The sequence below is a fragment of the Mycobacterium sp. Root265 genome (assembly GCF_001428895.1).
Lineage (GTDB): Bacteria > Actinomycetota > Actinomycetes > Mycobacteriales > Mycobacteriaceae > Mycobacterium.
This window is the reverse complement of sequence record NZ_LMJA01000004.1, coordinates 88,302-105,805: the sequence shown is the minus strand read 5'-3', so window position 1 is coordinate 105,805 and position 17,504 is coordinate 88,302. Positions and strand designations below refer to the sequence as shown.

At 67.9% G+C, this 17,504-nt stretch carries 18 protein-coding genes; 10 read left to right on the top strand and 8 right to left on the bottom strand.

Annotated elements, in window-relative coordinates; translation table 11 throughout:
* Nucleotide 1: 1 nt before the first annotated feature.
* From ASE48_RS06815 to ASE48_RS06805, 3 genes are all read right to left on the bottom strand, one after another.
* Nucleotides 2-1,336, bottom strand: a complete 1,335-nt coding sequence (locus ASE48_RS06815) for a Dyp-type peroxidase (protein WP_057166294.1) — start codon at nt 1,334-1,336, stop codon at nt 2-4.
* Complete coding sequence (locus ASE48_RS06810) at nt 1,333-1,893, bottom strand: hypothetical protein (protein WP_057166293.1); 561 nt, start codon at nt 1,891-1,893, stop codon at nt 1,333-1,335. The genes ASE48_RS06815 and ASE48_RS06810 overlap by 4 nt, the downstream gene beginning before the upstream one ends.
* Nucleotides 1,894-2,098: 205 nt before the next feature.
* Nucleotides 2,099-3,130 carry an ATP-dependent 6-phosphofructokinase gene (locus tag ASE48_RS06805; RefSeq protein ID WP_057166292.1) on the bottom strand — a complete coding sequence of 344 codons (1,032 nt, stop codon included), beginning with the start codon at nt 3,128-3,130 and terminating at the stop codon, nt 2,099-2,101.
* Nucleotides 3,131-3,207: 77 nt separating this feature from the next.
* On the opposite strand from ASE48_RS06805, the gene poxB reads away from it, so the two are divergent.
* Nucleotides 3,208-4,938 (top strand): ubiquinone-dependent pyruvate dehydrogenase, encoded by a 1,731-nt coding sequence (poxB, locus tag ASE48_RS06800; RefSeq protein WP_057166291.1) that lies wholly within the window; start codon nt 3,208-3,210, stop codon nt 4,936-4,938.
* Between the two features lie 3 nt (nt 4,939-4,941).
* Here poxB and gatA read toward each other — a convergent pair whose 3' ends face one another.
* Complete coding sequence (gene gatA, locus ASE48_RS06795) at nt 4,942-6,423, bottom strand: Asp-tRNA(Asn)/Glu-tRNA(Gln) amidotransferase subunit GatA (RefSeq protein WP_057166290.1); 1,482 nt, start codon at nt 6,421-6,423, stop codon at nt 4,942-4,944.
* Nucleotides 6,420-6,719, bottom strand: a complete 300-nt coding sequence (gatC, locus tag ASE48_RS06790) for an Asp-tRNA(Asn)/Glu-tRNA(Gln) amidotransferase subunit GatC (RefSeq protein ID WP_057166289.1) — start codon at nt 6,717-6,719, stop codon at nt 6,420-6,422. Before gatC ends, gatA begins: the two co-directional genes overlap by 4 nt.
* Nucleotides 6,720-6,789: 70 nt before the next feature.
* Here gatC and ASE48_RS06785 point away from each other — a divergent pair, with 70 nt between their 5' ends.
* From ASE48_RS06785 to ASE48_RS06755, 7 genes are all read left to right on the top strand, one after another.
* On the top strand, nt 6,790-7,449 hold the full coding sequence (locus ASE48_RS06785) for a hypothetical protein (RefSeq protein WP_057166416.1): 660 nt from the start codon (nt 6,790-6,792) through the stop codon (nt 7,447-7,449).
* Between the two features lie 73 nt (nt 7,450-7,522).
* Entirely contained in the window at nt 7,523-8,152 is a 630-nt protein-coding gene (locus ASE48_RS06780; RefSeq protein WP_057166288.1) for a DUF4178 domain-containing protein, read from the top strand.
* 8 nt (nt 8,153-8,160) lie between these two features.
* The gene (locus ASE48_RS06775) at nt 8,161-8,667 is read left to right on the top strand and encodes a DUF2617 family protein (RefSeq protein WP_057166287.1); all 507 of its coding nucleotides are present in this window, start codon (nt 8,161-8,163) and stop codon (nt 8,665-8,667) included.
* Nucleotides 8,664-9,095 (top strand): DUF4247 domain-containing protein, encoded by a 432-nt coding sequence (locus tag ASE48_RS06770; protein WP_057166415.1) that lies wholly within the window; start codon nt 8,664-8,666, stop codon nt 9,093-9,095. Before ASE48_RS06775 ends, ASE48_RS06770 begins: the two co-directional genes overlap by 4 nt.
* A 15-nt stretch (nt 9,096-9,110) precedes the next feature.
* On the top strand, nt 9,111-9,575 hold the full coding sequence (locus ASE48_RS06765; RefSeq protein WP_057166286.1) for a DUF350 domain-containing protein: 465 nt from the start codon (nt 9,111-9,113) through the stop codon (nt 9,573-9,575).
* Entirely contained in the window at nt 9,572-11,107 is a 1,536-nt protein-coding gene (locus ASE48_RS06760; RefSeq protein WP_057166285.1) for a polyamine aminopropyltransferase, read from the top strand. Before ASE48_RS06765 ends, ASE48_RS06760 begins: the two co-directional genes overlap by 4 nt.
* A gap of 240 nt (nt 11,108-11,347) precedes the next feature.
* Nucleotides 11,348-11,608: a hypothetical protein gene (locus ASE48_RS06755; protein ID WP_057166284.1), complete on the top strand. Its 261-nt coding sequence runs from the start codon at nt 11,348-11,350 to the stop codon at nt 11,606-11,608.
* An 87-nt stretch (nt 11,609-11,695) separates the two neighbouring features.
* On the opposite strand, the gene ligA is transcribed toward ASE48_RS06755, so the two are convergent.
* Together ligA and ASE48_RS06745 are read right to left on the bottom strand one after the other, a co-directional pair.
* Entirely contained in the window at nt 11,696-13,771 is a 2,076-nt protein-coding gene (gene ligA / locus ASE48_RS06750; protein ID WP_442928706.1) for an NAD-dependent DNA ligase LigA, read from the bottom strand.
* 33 nt (nt 13,772-13,804) lie between these two features.
* On the bottom strand, nt 13,805-14,398 hold the full coding sequence (locus tag ASE48_RS06745) for a class I SAM-dependent methyltransferase (protein ID WP_057166282.1): 594 nt from the start codon (nt 14,396-14,398) through the stop codon (nt 13,805-13,807).
* 83 nt (nt 14,399-14,481) lie between these two features.
* Between ASE48_RS06745 and ASE48_RS06740 the strand changes: the two genes are divergently transcribed.
* The gene (locus tag ASE48_RS06740) at nt 14,482-14,877 is read left to right on the top strand and encodes an MmcQ/YjbR family DNA-binding protein (RefSeq protein WP_057166281.1); all 396 of its coding nucleotides are present in this window, start codon (nt 14,482-14,484) and stop codon (nt 14,875-14,877) included.
* 34 nt (nt 14,878-14,911) lie between these two features.
* Here ASE48_RS06740 and ASE48_RS06735 read toward each other — a convergent pair whose 3' ends face one another.
* On the bottom strand, nt 14,912-15,799 hold the full coding sequence (locus ASE48_RS06735) for an alpha/beta fold hydrolase (RefSeq protein ID WP_057166280.1): 888 nt from the start codon (nt 15,797-15,799) through the stop codon (nt 14,912-14,914).
* A gap of 94 nt (nt 15,800-15,893) precedes the next feature.
* On the opposite strand from ASE48_RS06735, the gene ASE48_RS06730 reads away from it, so the two are divergent.
* The gene (locus tag ASE48_RS06730; protein WP_057166414.1) at nt 15,894-17,504 is read left to right on the top strand and encodes a 4-coumarate--CoA ligase family protein; all 1,611 of its coding nucleotides are present in this window, start codon (nt 15,894-15,896) and stop codon (nt 17,502-17,504) included.

Here is a 17,504-nt window from a genome sequence, read left to right as displayed (position 1 = left end):
GTCACTCTCCCGTGTCCAGTGCCGCCAGGTACCTCATCGCCGACATGCCCGGCAGAAAGAAGTACGCCCCTCCGGTGAGGGTGGTGAACGCCGGCAGGCCCTTATGGACCTTGCGGATCGGCCGGTTGGGGACGGTGAAATCCAGCGTGCCGTCCTGGGTCCCGGCGATCGGATCGTGCTCATTGCCCAACTCGTGGAATGCCTTGTCATTGATCCAGACGTTTTGCGCGAATTCGAACTGGCGCACCAGATCTGCACAGATGATGAACGCCGCGATACCGCGCTCGACACCGTCATCGGGTGCGCCGTCGGGTAGCGCCGGACCGTAGGTGGCGCCGCGCCGGATCATCCGGCGACGGTTCATGTAATGCGCAGTGTCACGCGGGTTGAGCCGGCGGGCGTGCGAACCCAGCGGGCAGGCGTACCCGTGCGGATCCATCTCCTTGTAGTTGAAATCGTTGTTGCGCATCGGGTCGGCACCCAACTCCGGATCGTCGTGCTCGGGTGCCAGCACCAGTGGTGCGCCGCTGCGCCAGCGGCCCATGAACTTGGCGGCCAGCAGTTCCTGCTCCTCGGGCGTCTCGGCGTGATCGCTCAGATACTCGCGAAACGTTCCGACGTGCTCCTGCAGCCTGCGGTAGGCCATGAAACTTCCGTTGCGCGACAAGATCTCGGGCTGAGGAAGATTCGCGACCGGACCGTTCTCGTCGGGATACCCGAGGATGAACTCGCCGGCTTCCAGCGCGTCGCCCGATCCCGGTGTCGGTTCCTCGCCGGAGCCCTTCATGACCGGCTGGGACAGCCGGTCCCGGAAGCCGAAATGATCGTGGGCGTAGTTGAACGGCGGCGAGGCGTTCAGGTCGAGGTAGGACAGGCTGCGCACACCCTCGGTGCGCGCCAACAGTTTGTCGTGTTCTTCGATCGAGCGGGCGCACTGCTCGTCGGTGCGGGAGAACAGGATCGCAATGGCGTGCACATCGTCGCCGGCCAGCCCGCCGACCCAGTGTTCGGGTGCGCACGTACCGGTGTCACCGAGGATGGCGGCCCTGCCGGCCATCCCCTCGCGGAACGCGTCGGGGAAGGTGGCCAGCGATTCCTCGGGCACGCCGAGTGCGCGCAGGCCGGTCCAGGTGAACGCGAGGGTGACCCAGCGGTCCGATTCGTCCATGGTCGATGTGGCGTCGGATGCGGACTGCACCCGATCGAGCAATGCCGTCAGCCAGGCGCGTCCACCGGCCGGGGTATCGAACGTCAGGAACTCGTAACGCCCGGTGATCGCCGGCGTCCTGGTCAGCAGGATGTGCTGGATATCGTCGAATTCGAGCGTTGTGGTCACTGCATCTGGTCGAGCATGTCCGAGAAGGCGGCCTTGAGTTTCAGTGCCTTCTTGATCTCGTCGGCGGTCACGTAGGGGTATTCGCCGTATTCCAGGAAGCTCGGCTGCTGGTGGTCGCGGACGAACTTGATGAAGGCCTCGGGGTTCTCCTTCCAGTCCTCGGGGAAGCCTTCGAGTTGGGTGAAAATGGTGGTGATGCCGGTCGCACTGAACAACTGGACGGCATCCTCGGTGTATTTGTCGAAGTCGGTGTCGAAGATGCCCATGTACTGGAAGTGCAGGCCGGAACCGATGTCGAAGAGATTCCACCGCAGGTAGTGCAACTTCAGCGGCGCCAATGCCTCCGGGCTCGCCGCGATGGTCTCCTCGATCGTCTTGCCGTAGGCGCGGACCGCCTCCTCGCGGCCCTCTTTCACCTTCGCGATGATCGAGAAGCCGTGGCACGCGGGCGTCCTGGGGTAGACCGGACCGTACCTTCCGCGTTCCAGCTCAAAATAGCCCTCTTTGGGGATGGCCATCGCTGCCGGCTTGGTCCAGTCGTCATTCCCTGCCGCCATGTCGACACCTTTCCCGATTCGGTGTCTCGGACGCTACACCCGGAGACCCGTTCCGGCGCGCGAACTGCAAGAGGTGAAATCACTGATCCGCCTGCGGCTTAGGCGATTTCGATGCGGCCGGGGCTCGCCGGGAAAAAGTAAGGACGACTAACTTGGTTGCCGCCTTTGCAAACATCGGGAAGCGCGAAGCGCGGACCAGCCGCGGCTACCCGAAGAACTCCGCGGCATCGTCATAGCGGCTTTGCGGGACGAGCTTGAGCTGACGCACGGCGTCGGCCAGCGGGACCCGGCCGATTTCCTGTCCGCGCAGCGACACCATCATCCCGTACTCACCCGCGTGCGCGGCGTCGGCGGCGTTGACGCCGAATCGGGTGGCCAGCACCCGGTCATACGGCGTCGGGGTACCGCCACGCTGCACGTGGCCGAGCACCGTGACCCGCACTTCCTTGTTGATCCGCTTCTCGATCTCGACGCCGAGCTGGTGTGCCACACCGGTGAACTTCTCGTGCCCGAACTCGTCGGTACCGCCCTGCTTGAGCTGCATCGAACCCTCTGCAGGCTTGGCACCCTCGGCCACCACACAGATGAAGTGCGAATCACCGCGCACGAAGCGCTGTTTGACCAGCCGGCACACTTCCTCCACGTCGAAAGGTTGCTCGGGGATCAGCGTCATGTGCGCCCCCGAGGCCAGGCCGGCGTTGAGCGCGATCCACCCGGCGTGGCGGCCCATCACCTCGACCAGCATCACCCGCTGATGCGATTCGGCGGTGCTGTGCAGCCGGTCGATGGCGTCGGTCGCGACGTGCAGGGCGGTGTCATGGCCGAAAGTGACGTCGGTGCAATCGATATCGTTGTCGATGGTCTTGGGCACCCCGACCACCGGGACGTTCTCCTCGGACAGCCAGTGCGCCGCGGTCAGCGTGCCCTCGCCGCCGATGGGAATCAGGACGTCGATCCCGTTGTCTTCGAGGGTCTGCTTGATCTGGTCCAGACCGGCGCGCAGCTTGTCCGGGTTGACACGCGCGGTGCCCAGCATGGTGCCGCCCTTGGCGAGCAGCCGGTCATTGCGGTCGTCGTTCGACAGCTGGATGCGGCGGTCTTCCAACAAACCGCGCCAGCCGTCCTGGAAACCCACCACCGACGAGCCGTACCGCACCGCACTGGTGCGCACCACCGCGCGGATCACCGCATTCAGGCCAGGACAGTCACCGCCACCTGTGAGAACACCAATACGCATGGGTTAGATCCTGCCAGCTTCGTCCAGTCCGGGCTCGCCCACAGCGAAAGTGGAGCTCAGCGTCTTAGGGTTGAGGTATGACCACCTTCGCCGATCACGTCATCTCGACACTGCAGGCCAGTGGGATCACCCGCGTCTACGGGCTGCCCGGAGACAGTCTCAACGGGCTGACCGACGCCATCCGGCGTGCCGACGGCTTCACCTGGGAACACGTTCGCCACGAGGAGGCGGCCGGTTTCGCCGCGGCCGGCGATGCCGCCCTGACCGGACAACTCGCGGTCTGCGCGGGCAGTTGCGGGCCGGGCAACCTGCACCTGATCAACGGGCTCTTCGACGCCCAGCGCAGCCGGGTGCCGGTGCTGGCCATCGCGGCGCACATCCCGCAGTCCGAGATCGGCTCGGAGTACTTCCAGGAGACCCGGCCGCAGGAACTGTTCCGCGAGTGCAGCGTGTACTGCGAGCTGGTCACCACACCGGAGGCCGCGCCACGGGTGCTGCAGATGGCCATGCGTGCCGCCGTCGAGGAGAACGGGGTGGCCGTCGTCGTCATCCCCGGCGAGGTGTTCCTGCACAAGGTCGGCGACCTGAGGGTCACTCCCGTGCTGCCCACCCGCTCGATCTGCCGGCCTGCCGATGATGAATTGCGCAAGGCCGCAACCATTCTCAACAACTCCAGCAAGATCACCATCCTGGCGGGCGCCGGTGTCGAGGGCGCCCACGACGAGCTGGTGACCTTGGCCGGCACCGTGCAGGCGCCGGTGGTGCACGCGCTGCGCGGCAAGGAGTTCGTCGAATACGACAATCCGTACGACGTCGGGATGACGGGCCTGCTCGGATTCGCCTCCGGCTACAAGGCCATCAAGGAGGCCGAGGTGCTGCTCATGCTGGGCACGGACTTCCCGTACCGGCAGTTCTATCCCGAGCGCGCCACCGTCATCCAGGTGGACATCCGCGGCCGCAACCTGGGCCGGCGCACCCCCATCGACCTCGGTCTGGTCGGCTCCGTCGGCGACACCATGGCCGCCTTGCAGCCGCTGCTCACCGCCAAGAACGACCGCACGCATCTGGACCGGTCGCTGACGCACTACCGCAAGACCCGGCGCCGGCTCGACGAGCTCGCCGTCAACGACCGCGACAAAACCCCCATTCGGCCGGAATACCTTGCCGCCGCGGCCGATCGGCTGGCCGACGACGATGCGGTGTTCACCGTCGACGTCGGATCACCGGTGGTGTGGGCGGCGCGATACCTGACGATGAACGGGCGCAGGCGCCTGCTGGGCTCGTTCAACCACGGCACCATGGCGTGTGCGCTGCCGCTGGCCATCGGCGCCCAGACCGTGGACCGCGACCGGCAGGTGGTGGCCTTCGCCGGCGACGGCGGACTGACCATGCTGTTCGGTGAGCTGATCACCCTGAGCCAGAACCGGCTGCCGGTGAAGGTGATCGTGTTCAACAACTCGTCGCTGAACTTCGTGGAACTGGAGATGAAGGCGGCCGGCATCGTGACCTTCGGCACCGACCTGCACAATCCCGACTTCGCGGCCGTCGCGCGGTCACTGGGGCTCTTCGGCCGACGGGTGGAACAGCCAGGTGACCTCGAGTCCGCGCTCACCGAGGCGTTCGCCCACGACGGCCCGGCGGTGATCGACGTGGTGACCGCGCGTCAGGAGCTGTCCATTCCGCCGGCCATCACCGTCGAACAGGCCAAGGGCTTCTCGCTGTACGCGATCCGGACCATCCTGGCCGGACGGTCCGACGAGCTGCTGGATCTGGTCAGCACCAATGTGGCGCGCCGCATCCTGGACTGACGGCTACAGCGCGGTGGGCAGCGCTCCCCGCGCCGTTTCGTAGGCCGCACCGACCCGGTAGAGCCGGTCATCGGCCAGCGCCGGCGCCATGATCTGCAGACCGACGGGCAGATTGTCCTCGGCCGCCAGACCCGAGGGCACCGACATACCGCAGTGCCCGGCCAGGTTCAGCGGCAACGTGCACAGGTCGAACAGGTACATGGCCAGCGGATCGTCGACCTTCTCCCCCAGCCGGAAGGCTGTGGTCGGCGTCGCGGGGGAAACCAGCACGTCGACCTTCTGGTAGGCCTCGTCGAGGTCGCGGGCGATCAGGGTGCGGACCTTCTGCGCCTGGTTGTAGTAGGCGTCGTAGTACCCGGCCGACAGGGCGTAGGTGCCGATCATGATGCGGCGCTTGACTTCCGGGCCGAATCCGGCCGCGCGGGTCAGGGCCATCACCTCTTCGGCACTGTGCGTGCCGTCGTCGCCGACGCGCAGCCCGAACCGCATCGCATCGAACCGGGCGAGGTTGGAGGACACCTCCGAGGGCAGGATCAGGTAGTAGGCCGCCATCGCATGATCGAAGTGCGGGCAGTCCACCTCGGTCACCTCGGCGCCGAGCGCGGTGAGCTGGTCCACGGCGGTGTTGAACGAGGCGAGCACGCCGGGCTGATACCCGTCGCCGCGCAGCTGCTTCACCACGCCGATGCGCACGCCCTTGAGGTCACCGCTCGCGCCCGCACGGGCGGCTGCCACGACATCGGGCACCGGGGCGTCCACCGAGGTGGAGTCCCGTACGTCATGGCCCGCGATGACCTGATGCAGCAGCGCGGTGTCGAGCACGGTGCGCGCGCACGGCCCGCCCTGGTCCAGCGAGGACGCGCAGGCGACCAGACCGTAGCGACTGACCGTGCCGTAGGTCGGCTTCACGCCGACGGTCGCGGTGAGGGCGGCGGGCTGGCGGATCGAGCCGCCGGTGTCGGTGCCGATTGCCAGCGGCGCCTGGAAGGCCGCCAGGGCGGCGGCGCTGCCACCACCGGAGCCGCCGGGCACCCGGTCGGTGTCCCACGGGTTGCGGGTCGGGCCGAACGCCGAGTTCTCCGTCGAGCTGCCCATGGCGAACTCGTCCATGTTGGTCTTACCGAGGATCGGGATGCCGGCCGCGCGCAGCCGCGCGGTCACCGTCGCGTCGTACGGCGGGTTCCAGCCCTCCAGGATCTTCGACCCGCAGGTGGTCGGCATGTCCGTGGTGGTGAACACATCCTTGAGTGCCAGCGGCACACCGGCCAGCGGGGACGGCAGCTGCTCACCGGCGGCCACCTTGGCGTCGATCTCGGCGGCCGCGGCCAGCGCCTTGTCCCCCGCGACGTGCAGGAAGGCGTGGTAGCGCTCGTCGGTGGCGGCGATCTGGTCCAGGTGGGCCTGGGTGACCTCGGTCGAGGACACCTCCTTGGCGGCGATGCGGGCGCCGAGGGTCGCGGCGTCCTCGCGAATCAGCTCGCTCACTCTGCCTCCCCCAGAATCCTGGGCACGGCGAACCGGCCGTCCTCGGCGCGCGGCGCGGCGGCGAGCGCCTCGTCCTGCGTCAGCCCGGGCACCACGGCGTCCGGACGGGTGACGTTGAGAACCTTGAGGGGGTTGTCCGTGGCTTCGACGCCGGTGACGTCGACGGATTGGATCTGGCCGACGTGGGCCAGGATGGCGTCGAGCTGGCCTGCGAAGCTGTCCAGCTCACCGTCGGTCAGGGCGAGCCGGGCCAGCCGCGCCAGGTGCGCTACCTCGTCCCGGGAAATCTGTGACACGACTGCAAAGCCTAGTCACCCTGCATTCCCCGGGTCGCTGCGCCCCGACCCCTGTGACATCGTGTTGGCCGTGCCGTCATATCTGCTGCGGGTCCAGCTGGAGGACCGACCGGGCAGCCTCGGCTCGCTGGCCGTCGCGCTCGGTTCGGTGGGCGCCGACATCCTGTCCCTCGACGTCGTCGAGCGCGGTGCCGGTTACGCCATCGACGATCTGGTGGTCGAACTGCCGCCCGGCGCCATGCCCGACTCCCTGATCACCGCCGCCGAGCACATCAAGGGTGTGTACGTCGACAGCGTGCGCCCGCACACCGGCCTGCTGGAAGCCCACCGTGAGCTCGAGCTCATCGACCACATCGCCGCGGCGCGTGGCCGGGCCGACAAACTGCACGTGCTCGCCCAGGACGCCCCGCGGGTGCTGCGGGTCAGCTGGTGCACCGTGGTCCGGTCCACCGGCGACGGTGTCGAGCGGGTCGCGGGCAGCTCGGGCGCCCCGGAGACCCAGGCCACCGCCGCCCCGTGGCTTCCGCTGGAACACGCCGAGGCGCTGGACGCGACCGCGGACTGGGTGCCGCAGGTGTGGCGCGATATCGACACCGCACTGGCCGCGGCCCCGCTGGGCGACCCGCTCACCGCGGTGGTGCTGGGCCGTGCCGGCGGCCCGGCGTTCCGTCCGTCGGAGGTGGCCCGACTGGGCTATCTCGCGGGCATCGTGGCGACGATCCTTCGCTGATAAAGCTGAGAAGGCGCTGTGAGCAAGGCTGTACGGTGGAAATCTGGCTGTCGAACACGATGAAAGGTGTTGCGTGGGGGAACTACTGATCGTCCTCGCCATCGTTGCGCTCGCGGCGGGCGTGATCGTCTTCCTCGTCGCCCGCAACCGCCCGAAGCAGCCCAAGGAGCCCGCGGCCCGACAGGACCCGTTGCGATTCGCTTCGCAAACAGAGGCTTTCGGCCCGCGGCAACTGGGCCCGGGTGCCATCGTCAGCTACGGCGGCACCGACTATGTGGTGCGCGGCTCGGTCACCCTGCGCGAGGGTCCGTTCGTCTGGTGGGAGCACCTGCTCGAAGGGAAAGCCGACGAGCCGCCGGTCTGGTTCAGCGTCGAAGAGGACGAGGGCCGTCTCGAGCTGGTGTGGTGGCACAAAAGGGCGGGACTGCCCGCTGAGTTGCCGTCGGTGCCGGGCAGCAGCGTCGAGGTCGACGGGGTGTCGTTCACCGTCGACGAGAACGGCCGCGCGTCCTACACCACCGAAGGCACCACCGGACTGCCCGCGGGCGGCGACATGGATTACGTCGACTACAGCGCCAACGGCGGTACCGCCCTGCTCGGTTATGAGCGCTGGGCGCCCACCATGGCGTGGGAGGTCTCCTACGGCACGCCGGTGCGCGCCGGAGAACTGACCGTCTACCCGGCCCCGCCGGCCGGCTCCTAGGTACCGCGTTGCCGTTGCACCGTCTCAGGGTGGTTCCCGCCGATGTCAGCGGCGCGAGTCTGCGGTTGACGCTGAACGCCGCGGCCCCGGCGCCGCTGGCGGCCTGCACGCTGCGCCATCCCGACGGCGCCGATCTGGTCCTCGGGGTGCTCGGCGCGTCCCACGTCGTCACGGTGGCCGGGTTTTCCGAGCAGGTGTCCTGCACCGAGCACGACACCAGTGCGGCGCTACCGGAGACCGCGCGGGCACCCGGTTACGCGCTGAAGTCCGAGACCGCCGGCCACGACGAGATCACCTTCCGCCGGGTGGCCGCCGACCTGCGGCACCGCTGCGAACACGAGACCGGTTGGCTGGGCGGCAGTTTCCCCGGTGACGAGGCCGCACTCACGGCGTTGTGCGCGACGCCCGACGGACCCGGCTGGCACTGGCAGACCTGGCACCTCTACCCCGCCGACCGCGGGGTCGCCTCAGGTGGCGGAACCATTGTGCACACCGACAGCAGGTGGCGGCCATGAGCCGCAATGCGCTGTTCGGGCTGGCCGCGGCGCTGGGGGCGCTCGGCGCCGTCCTGCTGGTCTCCGGAATGGTGTTGCTGAACAAGGATGTTCGCGGCCATGTGGGCGAGAACTACCGGCAGTACTCGGCGGACGGCGGTGACGGCCGCTACGAGTGCAGCGGGTCCCCGAAGTCGGTGGCCGACGACATCGCGTCCTACGACGCACCGGAGTCACGCGCTTCCGACCGCGGCAGTGAGTATCTGCGCTATCCCGATGACATCGTCATCGTCGGGCCGGACGGACAGTATCCGTGCAGCGTCCGGGTCGAGGACATCAATTCCCGCTACAGCGGTGGCGGATTCATTTTCCTGGGTCCGGGATTCACCCCGGGCTCACCAGCGGGCGGTTCGGGCGGCAGCTCCGGCGGACCCGGCGGAACGAAGTAAGAGCAGGAGACACCGATGGACACGTCCTATCTTGCACTGGAGTTCGGCACGGTCGACGGCGGCGCACTGACCCAGAACGTGGTCGCGGCAGTGCTGTACTTCGTCGTCGGGATCGTGGTGTTCGGCGCCGGATTCGTGATGACCGATGTGCTGACGCCCGGCAGCCTGCGCGAGTTGGTGTTCGTGCAACACCGCCCGAATGCGGTCGCGGTGGCGTGCGGCATGTACGGGGCGCTGTCGTTGGTGACGGCCGTGGCGATCATCGCCAGTTCGGCCGAATTGGCGCAGGGACTGGTCGACGCGCTGGTGTACGGACTGGTCGGGGTGGTGCTACAGGGTGTCACGCTGCTGGTGCTGGAGGGCTTGGTGCCGGGACGTTTTCGCGACCTGATCGGCGACGAGAAGCTGCACCCGGGTGCCGTCGCGACCGCGGTGATCCTGCTGGCCGTCGGAGGGGTGAACGCAGCCGCGCTGTCATGACGGGCACCACGCGCTGGCGGGCACTACTGCTGGCCGCGGTGGCGGCCTGCGCGGCGTGCGGGCTCATCTACGAACTCGCCCTGCTGACGCTGTCGGCCAGTCTGCACGGCGGCGGTATCGTCGCCACCTCACTGATCGTCGCGGGTTACGTCGCGGCGCTCGGCGCCGGCGCACTGCTGGTCAAACCGCTGCTTCCGCACGCCGCCATCACGTTCATCGCCGTGGAGACCCTGCTCGGGGTGATCGGCGGATTGTCTGCCGCGGCCATGTATGTGGCGTTCTCCTTCATCGGCGGTTCGCTGTGGGTGCTGGTGCTGGGCACCGCGGTGATCGGCGCGCTGGTGGGTGCCGAGGTGCCGCTGTTGATGACGCTGTTGCAGCGGGGCCGGACCGCGGGTGCGGCCGACGCCGGCAGGGTGCTGGCCAACCTGAACGCCGCGGACTATCTGGGTGCACTGATCGGCGGTCTGGCCTGGCCGTTCCTGGTGCTGCCGCAACTCGGGATGATCCGCGGCGCCGCGGTCACCGGGATGATCAACTTGACCGCGGCGGCCATCGTGGCGGTGTTCCTGCTGCGCACCATCATCAGCCGCCGCCAACTCACCTCGGCGCTGGCCGTGCTCACCGCCGCCGCCATCGGGCTGGCCGCGCTGATCGTCGCCTCCGACGGCATCCAGAGCACCACCCGCCAGCGGCTGTACGCCGACCCGATCGTCGCCTATCAGCAGTCCTCCTACCAGGAGATCGTGGTGACCCGCCGCGGCACCGACACCCGGTTGTATCTCGATGGCGGACTGCAGTTCTCGACGCGCGACGAATATCGCTACACCGAGAGTCTGGTGTACCCCGGCATCGGCGAAGACGCGCGTTCGGTACTCATCCTCGGCGGCGGCGACGGTCTGGCGGCCCGCGAGCTGCTGCGGATGCCCCAGGTGCAGCAGATCGTTCAGGTGGAACTCGATCCGGCCGTGATCGCGTTGGCCCGCGGACCCTTGCGCGCCGCCAATTCCGGTGCGCTGGACGACCCGCGGGTGCAGGTGGTGGTCGATGACGCCATGACCTGGTTACGCGAACCCTCGGTGCTGCCCGAGGGCGGGTTCGACGCGGTGATCATCGACCTGCCCGACCCGGACAATCCGGTGCTGGGCCGGCTGTATTCGCTCGAGTTCTACGCGCTGGTGACCCGGGTGCTGGCCGTCGACGGGTTGGTGGTGGTGCAAGCGGGCAGCCCGTTCTCGACTCCGAATGCGTTCTGGCGCACGGTGTCCACCCTGGGGTCGGCGGGGTTCGCGGTGACTCCGTATCACGTGCACGTACCGACCTTCGGCGACTGGGGTTTTGCGCTGGCCCGGCGCGGGACCTCGCCGCCGGCGCCCACGATTCCCGAAGGCGCTCCCCCGCTGCGATTTCTGACCCAACAGGTGCTCGACGCGGCGACGGTGTTCTCACCGGACAACGCCCCACAGGTGCTCGAGCCCTCGACGCTGGACAATCCGCGGATCGTCGAGGACATGCGCGCGGGGTACCGCTAAGGCCCCGGTTCCCGCGCGTTCGCGGATATCGACGATGCCCGCAATGCTGTCCGACTGAACGATTCTTGGCGTTCCGTATGAGTCCCGTGACAGAGATTTTCCTGGCCCATAGGTTGGAAGACAGGAAATATCCACACCACGGAAGGCGAATGAAGCTCCTGAAAATCATTGATAGACAATGACATTGCACACTCATGCGCCAAACACACTGTCAACAACGCACCAGAAAGGCACAGAGAAATGCACAAAACCAGCTTGATCACAGCCGGCGTCATCGCGTTGACGGCCACGATTCTCGGGACCGCGCCGGCCGTGTCTGCGACCCCGTCGGCGCCTGCTTCGGCCGTCAAAACCGTAGCCGACCAACCCAGCCCGGGCGACGGAGTACAGGCCAACGGGACGCGCAGCGGGCGCCAGAAATCGGTCGACACCACCGCCGGAAACGTCTTCACTCCCCCGGTGACGGCCCCCCAGGCCACCGTTGATCCATACAACGACTGAGCGACACTCCCATGCACAGGGCGGGTCCGAAGACACTTCGGGCCCGCCCTGACTTTTGGACCGGCCTCGGTGATCGCGGGCGCGGAGCTAGGTCTCGGCCGGCTCCGGTTCGGGTTCGGGCCCGTCGGCCAGCAGCTTGCGGAAGCCGTCTTCGTCGAGCACCGGCACCCCGAGTTCGATCGCCTTGTCGTACTTGGATCCCGGCGCGTCCCCGGCGACCACGTAGGAGGTCTTCTTGGAGACCGAGCCGGCGGCCTTGCCGCCCCGGGTGAGGATGGCCTCTTTGGCCTCGTCGCGGGAGAACCCGGTCAGCGAACCCGTCACCACGATCGACAGACCCTCCAGGGTGCGTTCGATACCGGCATCACGTTCATCGACCATCCGGACACCGGCGGCGCGCCATTTGTCGACGATCGCGCGGTGCCAGTCGACCTCGAACCATTCGATCACCGCGGCGGCGATGGTCGGACCGACACCCTCCACCGCGGCCAGTTCGGACTCCGAGGCCGCGATGATCGCGTCCAGGCTGCCGAATTCGCCGGCCAGCGCGCGGGCCGCGGTCGGCCCGACGTGCCGGATGGACAGCGCGACCAGGACCCGCCAGAGCGGTTGGGATTTCGCCTTGCCCAGGTTGGCGAGCAGCCGCTTTCCATTGGCCGACAGCTCGCCGGCCTTGGTGGTGAACAGCTCGGTCCGCAGCAGCTGTTCCGCGGTGAGGGTGAACAGATCACCCTCGTCGGCGATCACCCCGGCCTGCAGCAGCGCGATGCCCGCCTCGTAGCCGAGGCCCTCGATGTCGAAGGCGCCGCGGCCGGCGACGTGAAACACCCGCTCCCGCAACTGAGCCGGGCAGCTGCGGGTGTTGGGGCAGCGGATGTCGGCGTCGCCCTCCTTGGCCGGCGCCAGGGTGGTGCCACACTCCGGACACGCAGTGGGCATGACGAATTCGCGTTCGGACCCGTCCCTGAGGTCGACCACCGGGGCCAGTACCTCGGGGATGACGTCACCGGCCTTGCGCAGCACCACGGTGTCACCGATGAGCACACCCTTGCGTTTGACCTCGGAGGCGTTGTGCAGCGTGGCCAGCCCGACCGTGGACCCGGCCACCTTGACCGGCTCCATATAGGCGAACGGGGTGACCCGCCCGGTGCGCCCGACGTTGACCCGGATGTCGAGGAGTTTGGTGGTGACCTCCTCGGGCGGGTACTTGTAGGCGATGGCCCAGCGGGGTGCCCGTGACGTCGCGCCGAGCCGGCGTTGCAGGTTCACGTCGTCGACTTTGACCACCAGACCGTCGATCTCGTGTTCGACGTCATGGCGGTGCTCGCCCCAGTAGGCGATGCGTTCGGCCACCGCCTTGATGCCCTGCACCTGCACAATGTGGGTGGACACCGGCAGTCCCCAGGCGCCCAGCGCCCGGTACGCATCGTGCAGGGAGGCGGGGGTGAAACCTTCGGCCTTGCCGAGCCCGTGGCAGATCATCCGCAGCTTGCGCCGCGCGGTGACGGCGGGGTTCTTCTGCCGCAGTGAACCGGCCGCGCTGTTGCGCGGATTGGCGAACGGCGGCTTGCCCTCGGCCACCAGACCGGCGTTGAGGTCCTCGAAATCGGCCAGCCGGAAGAACACCTCCCCACGTACCTCGAGCACGGCGGGTACCGGGAATTCGTCTGTGCCGGTGAGTCGTTCGGGGATATCGTCGATGGTGCGGGCGTTGTTGGTGACATCCTCGCCGCTGCGGCCGTCGCCTCGGGTGGCGCCGCGGACCAGGACACCGTCGCGGTAGACCAGTGCCAGCGCGACGCCGTCGATTTTGAGTTCGCACAGATAGTCGATATCGGTGCCGATCTCGGCGCCCACCCGCGCGGCCCACGCCGACAGCTCGTCGGTGTCGAATGCGTTGTCCAGCGACAGCATCCGTTCCAGATGGTCGGCCGCGGCGAAGTCGGTGGCGAATCCGGCGCCGCCGACCAGCTGGGTCGGCGAGTCCGGGGTGCGCAGTTCCGGGTAGGTGTCCTCCAGGCCCTGCAGTTCACGCAGCAGGGTGTCGAACTCCGCGTCCGAGACGACCGGTGCGTCCTTGACGTAGTAGCGGAACTGATGCCCGCGCACTTCCTCGGCGAGTTCCTGCCATCGACCTCGTGCCTCTGCGTCCGGTGAGCTCACCCTGGTCAGGCTAGTCGAGCCCTCCGACACGATTCACAGGGTCGGGATGCGCCGGAATTGCACCACATCACGCCAGGTGGTGCCCTCCCAGCACTGCAGCACGAATCCGCGGGGCTCGACCAGTTCGCGCAGCGCCGCCACGCTCTGGCGATCAGGGTCCGGGAAGGCCTCGACGAACACCAGCAGCGCCCCCGGGTTGAGCACCCGTTCGAGCGCGCGGATGCAGGCGTCCTGGTCGGGTACCTCGCCGAGCACCGCGGCCAGGAAGGCGACGTCAAAGGATTCGTCGGGAAACGGCAGTCCGTCACCGGCGTCCCCGGAATGGAACCCGACCCGGCACCCGCTGTCGATATCGGCCAGCGTGCGCCGCGCCTTGTCCAGCATCTGCGGTTGCAGATCGAACAGGTCGAGCCGGCCCAGCGGCAGGCGCCGGGCGAGTTCGGTGCTGAAGTATCCGGGTCCGGGACCGATCTCCAGCACGCGTTCGTTTCCGGTCAGCCGCAGCGAAGCCACGACGCTGCCGGGCCGCCCGACGAGCCTGCGGATCGGGTTGTTCAAGAACACCGCGGCCCAGTGCGGATACGGGAAGTCACCCACCCGCCTACTCTGCCGGAGCACGGTATCCATCCACGACGTCGGCATATGACCACTCCTCACCTGCGAAAGTAAGGGTAGCCCAACCCATTGGTGGCGCCGATAGACTGCTACCCGTGCCGCACCCGATCATGTTCTCCGACGACGACTTCGGGCTCGCCGAGCTGCGCGAGCTGGCGCTCGGCTTTCCCTCGGCCTTCGAGAAGGTCTCCTGGGGCCGGCCGGTGTTCTGCGTGCCCAAGATGTTCGCCATGTACGGCGGCAACGTGAAGACGGCAGGCGAGATGCTTGCCTTCCCGCACTCGTTGCTCGTCAAGGTGGACGACTCCGACCGCAAGTCTCTCGAGCAGGACGACCGGTTCTTCTTCCCCGCGTACATGGGCCCGTTCGGGTGGATGGGCCTGGACCTGACTGCGGCGAAGGTCGACTGGGACGAGGTCACCGAACTGCTGGACGCCTCGTTCCGGTTGGTGGCAGCGAAGAAACTGGTCAGACAGCTCGACGAGCGCTAGCGGCGAAACTGGCTGCCGGGGCGTCAGATTCGGGCTAGGTGGTCGTCAGGAACGTCCGCAGCCGGTCGAGCACCAGCTCGGGACGCTGCTCGACGATCCAGTGCCCGACGCCGGGTACCAGTTCGAGCTCGAAGTCCGAACAGTGCTCGGGCAGCACCCGCAACAGTTCCGGGGTGAGCACCGAGTCGTCGGTGCCGTGCAACCAGCGCACCGGTATCGACACATGGTGATCGTCGAACTCGCCGCGCATCCAGCGCGCGGCTTCGCGGGTCTGGAAGGTCCGGTACCAGCGCGAGCCGGCTCGGGCGTACCCGGGGCGACGCATACACGCGACATAGAACGCGATGTCCTCGTCGGGTGTCTGGAAGTCCCCGCCCACCCAGGAGCCCAGGAACCGGAAGAACCGTGCCTTCGGGTCGGCGATCACCTTCGGGCCGATCACCGGCAGCAGCATCGGGATCTGGTACCACATGCGCCAGATGTTGATCAGTGCCTCGCGGTCGTGCTTGAGCCAGGGCACCGCGGTGTTCAGGCCCATGAAGGCCGCGACCTTCTCGGGGTGGCGCAGCAGGAAGATGGTGGCCACCGGCCCGCCCCAGTCGTGGGCGACGAGTTTGACCGGTCCCACGCCGAGCCGGTCACAGACCGCGGCCAGATCGTCGGCCATGTCGTTCTTGAGGTAACGGTCCTTGGGCGCCGAGCTCCAGCCCGCCCCGCGCAGATCCGGGCACAGCACCCGGTATCCGTCCTCGGCGAGCGGGCCGATCAGCTCGTGCCATTCCCACCAGTTCTGCGGGAAACCGTGCACCAGCATGACCGGCGGGCCGTCGGCCGGACCGGCGTCGGCGACGTGGATCGTCACGCCGCGACCGAGATCGACATAGCGGTGTTGCACGCCGGGGAGATCGGGCGGGTTGTCCATGACGACAATCTACGGTATCCAGTACCGCTGGTAACGCGACGGCTTCGGAGGTTGCCCCCATTTGCCCCGACGGCGTGGTTCGATGGGCAGCACCATGAGTATCGAAAGCCCGTTTCCCAAGGTCCAGATCCCCTCATCGAGCGTCTATGACTACCTGTTCGCGGACATCGATCCCGCAGTGGCAGAACAGGTCGCGCTGCTGGACGCCAAGACCGGTAACACCACCACCTACGGCCAGCTGGTCGAGCGGATCGACGGGTTCGCCGGAGCGCTCGCGGCCCGCGGGCTCGGCACCGGTGACGTGGTGGGCCTGCTGGCCCCGAACAGTTCGGCGTTCGCCGTCGCCTTCCACGGCATCCTGCGCGCCGGTGCCACCGCCACCACCATCAATGCCCTGTTCACCGCCAAGGACATCACCAAGCAGCTCACCGACAGCAAGGCCGCACTGCTGGTGACGGTCACCGCGCTCACGCCGCAGGCCCTGGAGGGCGCGGCCGGCGCGGGCCTGGACGCGTCCGCGGTGATCGTGCTCGACGGCCCGGGCGCCGACGCCGACGGGCACCCCAACGCCGAGGATCTGCTGGGTCCGGCCCACCCGGCGCCGCAGGTGAGCTTCGATCCGGCCACCCACCTGGCCGTGTTGCCCTACAGCTCGGGCACCACCGGCAACCCCAAGGGCGTGATGCTCACCCACCGCAACCTGGTGGCCAACGTCGCGCAGATCCGGCCGCTGCAGGGCATGACCTCCGGTGACGTCGTCCTGGCCGTGCTGCCGTTCTTCCACATCTACGGGATGACGGTGTTGCTCAACGCCGCACTGCACGCTCGCGCCCAGCTGGTCATCATGCCCGCCTTCGACCTGACCGAATTCCTGGCCAACATCGCCGAGCACAAGTGCACGCACGCTTTCATCGCCCCGCCGGTCGCGGTGGCCCTGGCCAAGCATCCGCTCATCGACGACTACGACCTGTCCTCGTTGCGCGCCATCATGTCCGGTGCCGCGCCGCTGGACGAGGAACTCGGCCGCGCCGTCACGGCCCGCCTCGGCTGTGCGCTGGTGCAGGGCTACGGGATGAGCGAGCTGAGCCCGGTCAGCCACATCACCCCGTTCGACGGCGGCAAGGAACTCGTGGGAGCGGCGGCGCCCGTCAGCTCCTGCGGATGGACGGTGCCCAACGCCGAGTCCAAGCTCGTCGACCCCGCCACCGGGGCGGAGATCGGGCTGCCCGAATCCGGTCTCAGCGAGACCGGCGAGCTCTGGTTCAGGGGCCCCAACGTGATGGTCGGCTACCTCGGCAATGACACCGCGACCCGCGACACCATCGACGATGACGGATTCCTGCACACCGGGGACCTCGCGCGCGTCGACCCGACCGGCTGCGTGTTCATCGTCGACCGCCTCAAGGAGCTGATCAAGTACAAGGGCTACCAGGTGCCGCCCGCCGAGCTGGAGGCCGTGCTGCTGGGCCATCCGTCGATCGCCGACGCCGCCGTCATCGGGGTGATCGAGCAGGAGTCCGGCGAGGAGGTGCCCAAGGCGTTCGTGGTGCGCCAGCCCGACGCCGAGCTCAGCGAGGATGCGGTGATGGAGTTCGTCGCCGGGCAGGTGGCGCCGTACAAGAAGGTCCGTCAGGTGGCGTTCATCGATGCCATCCCGAAGTCGGCGGCGGGGAAGATCCTGCGCAAGGATTTACGGGGTAAGTAG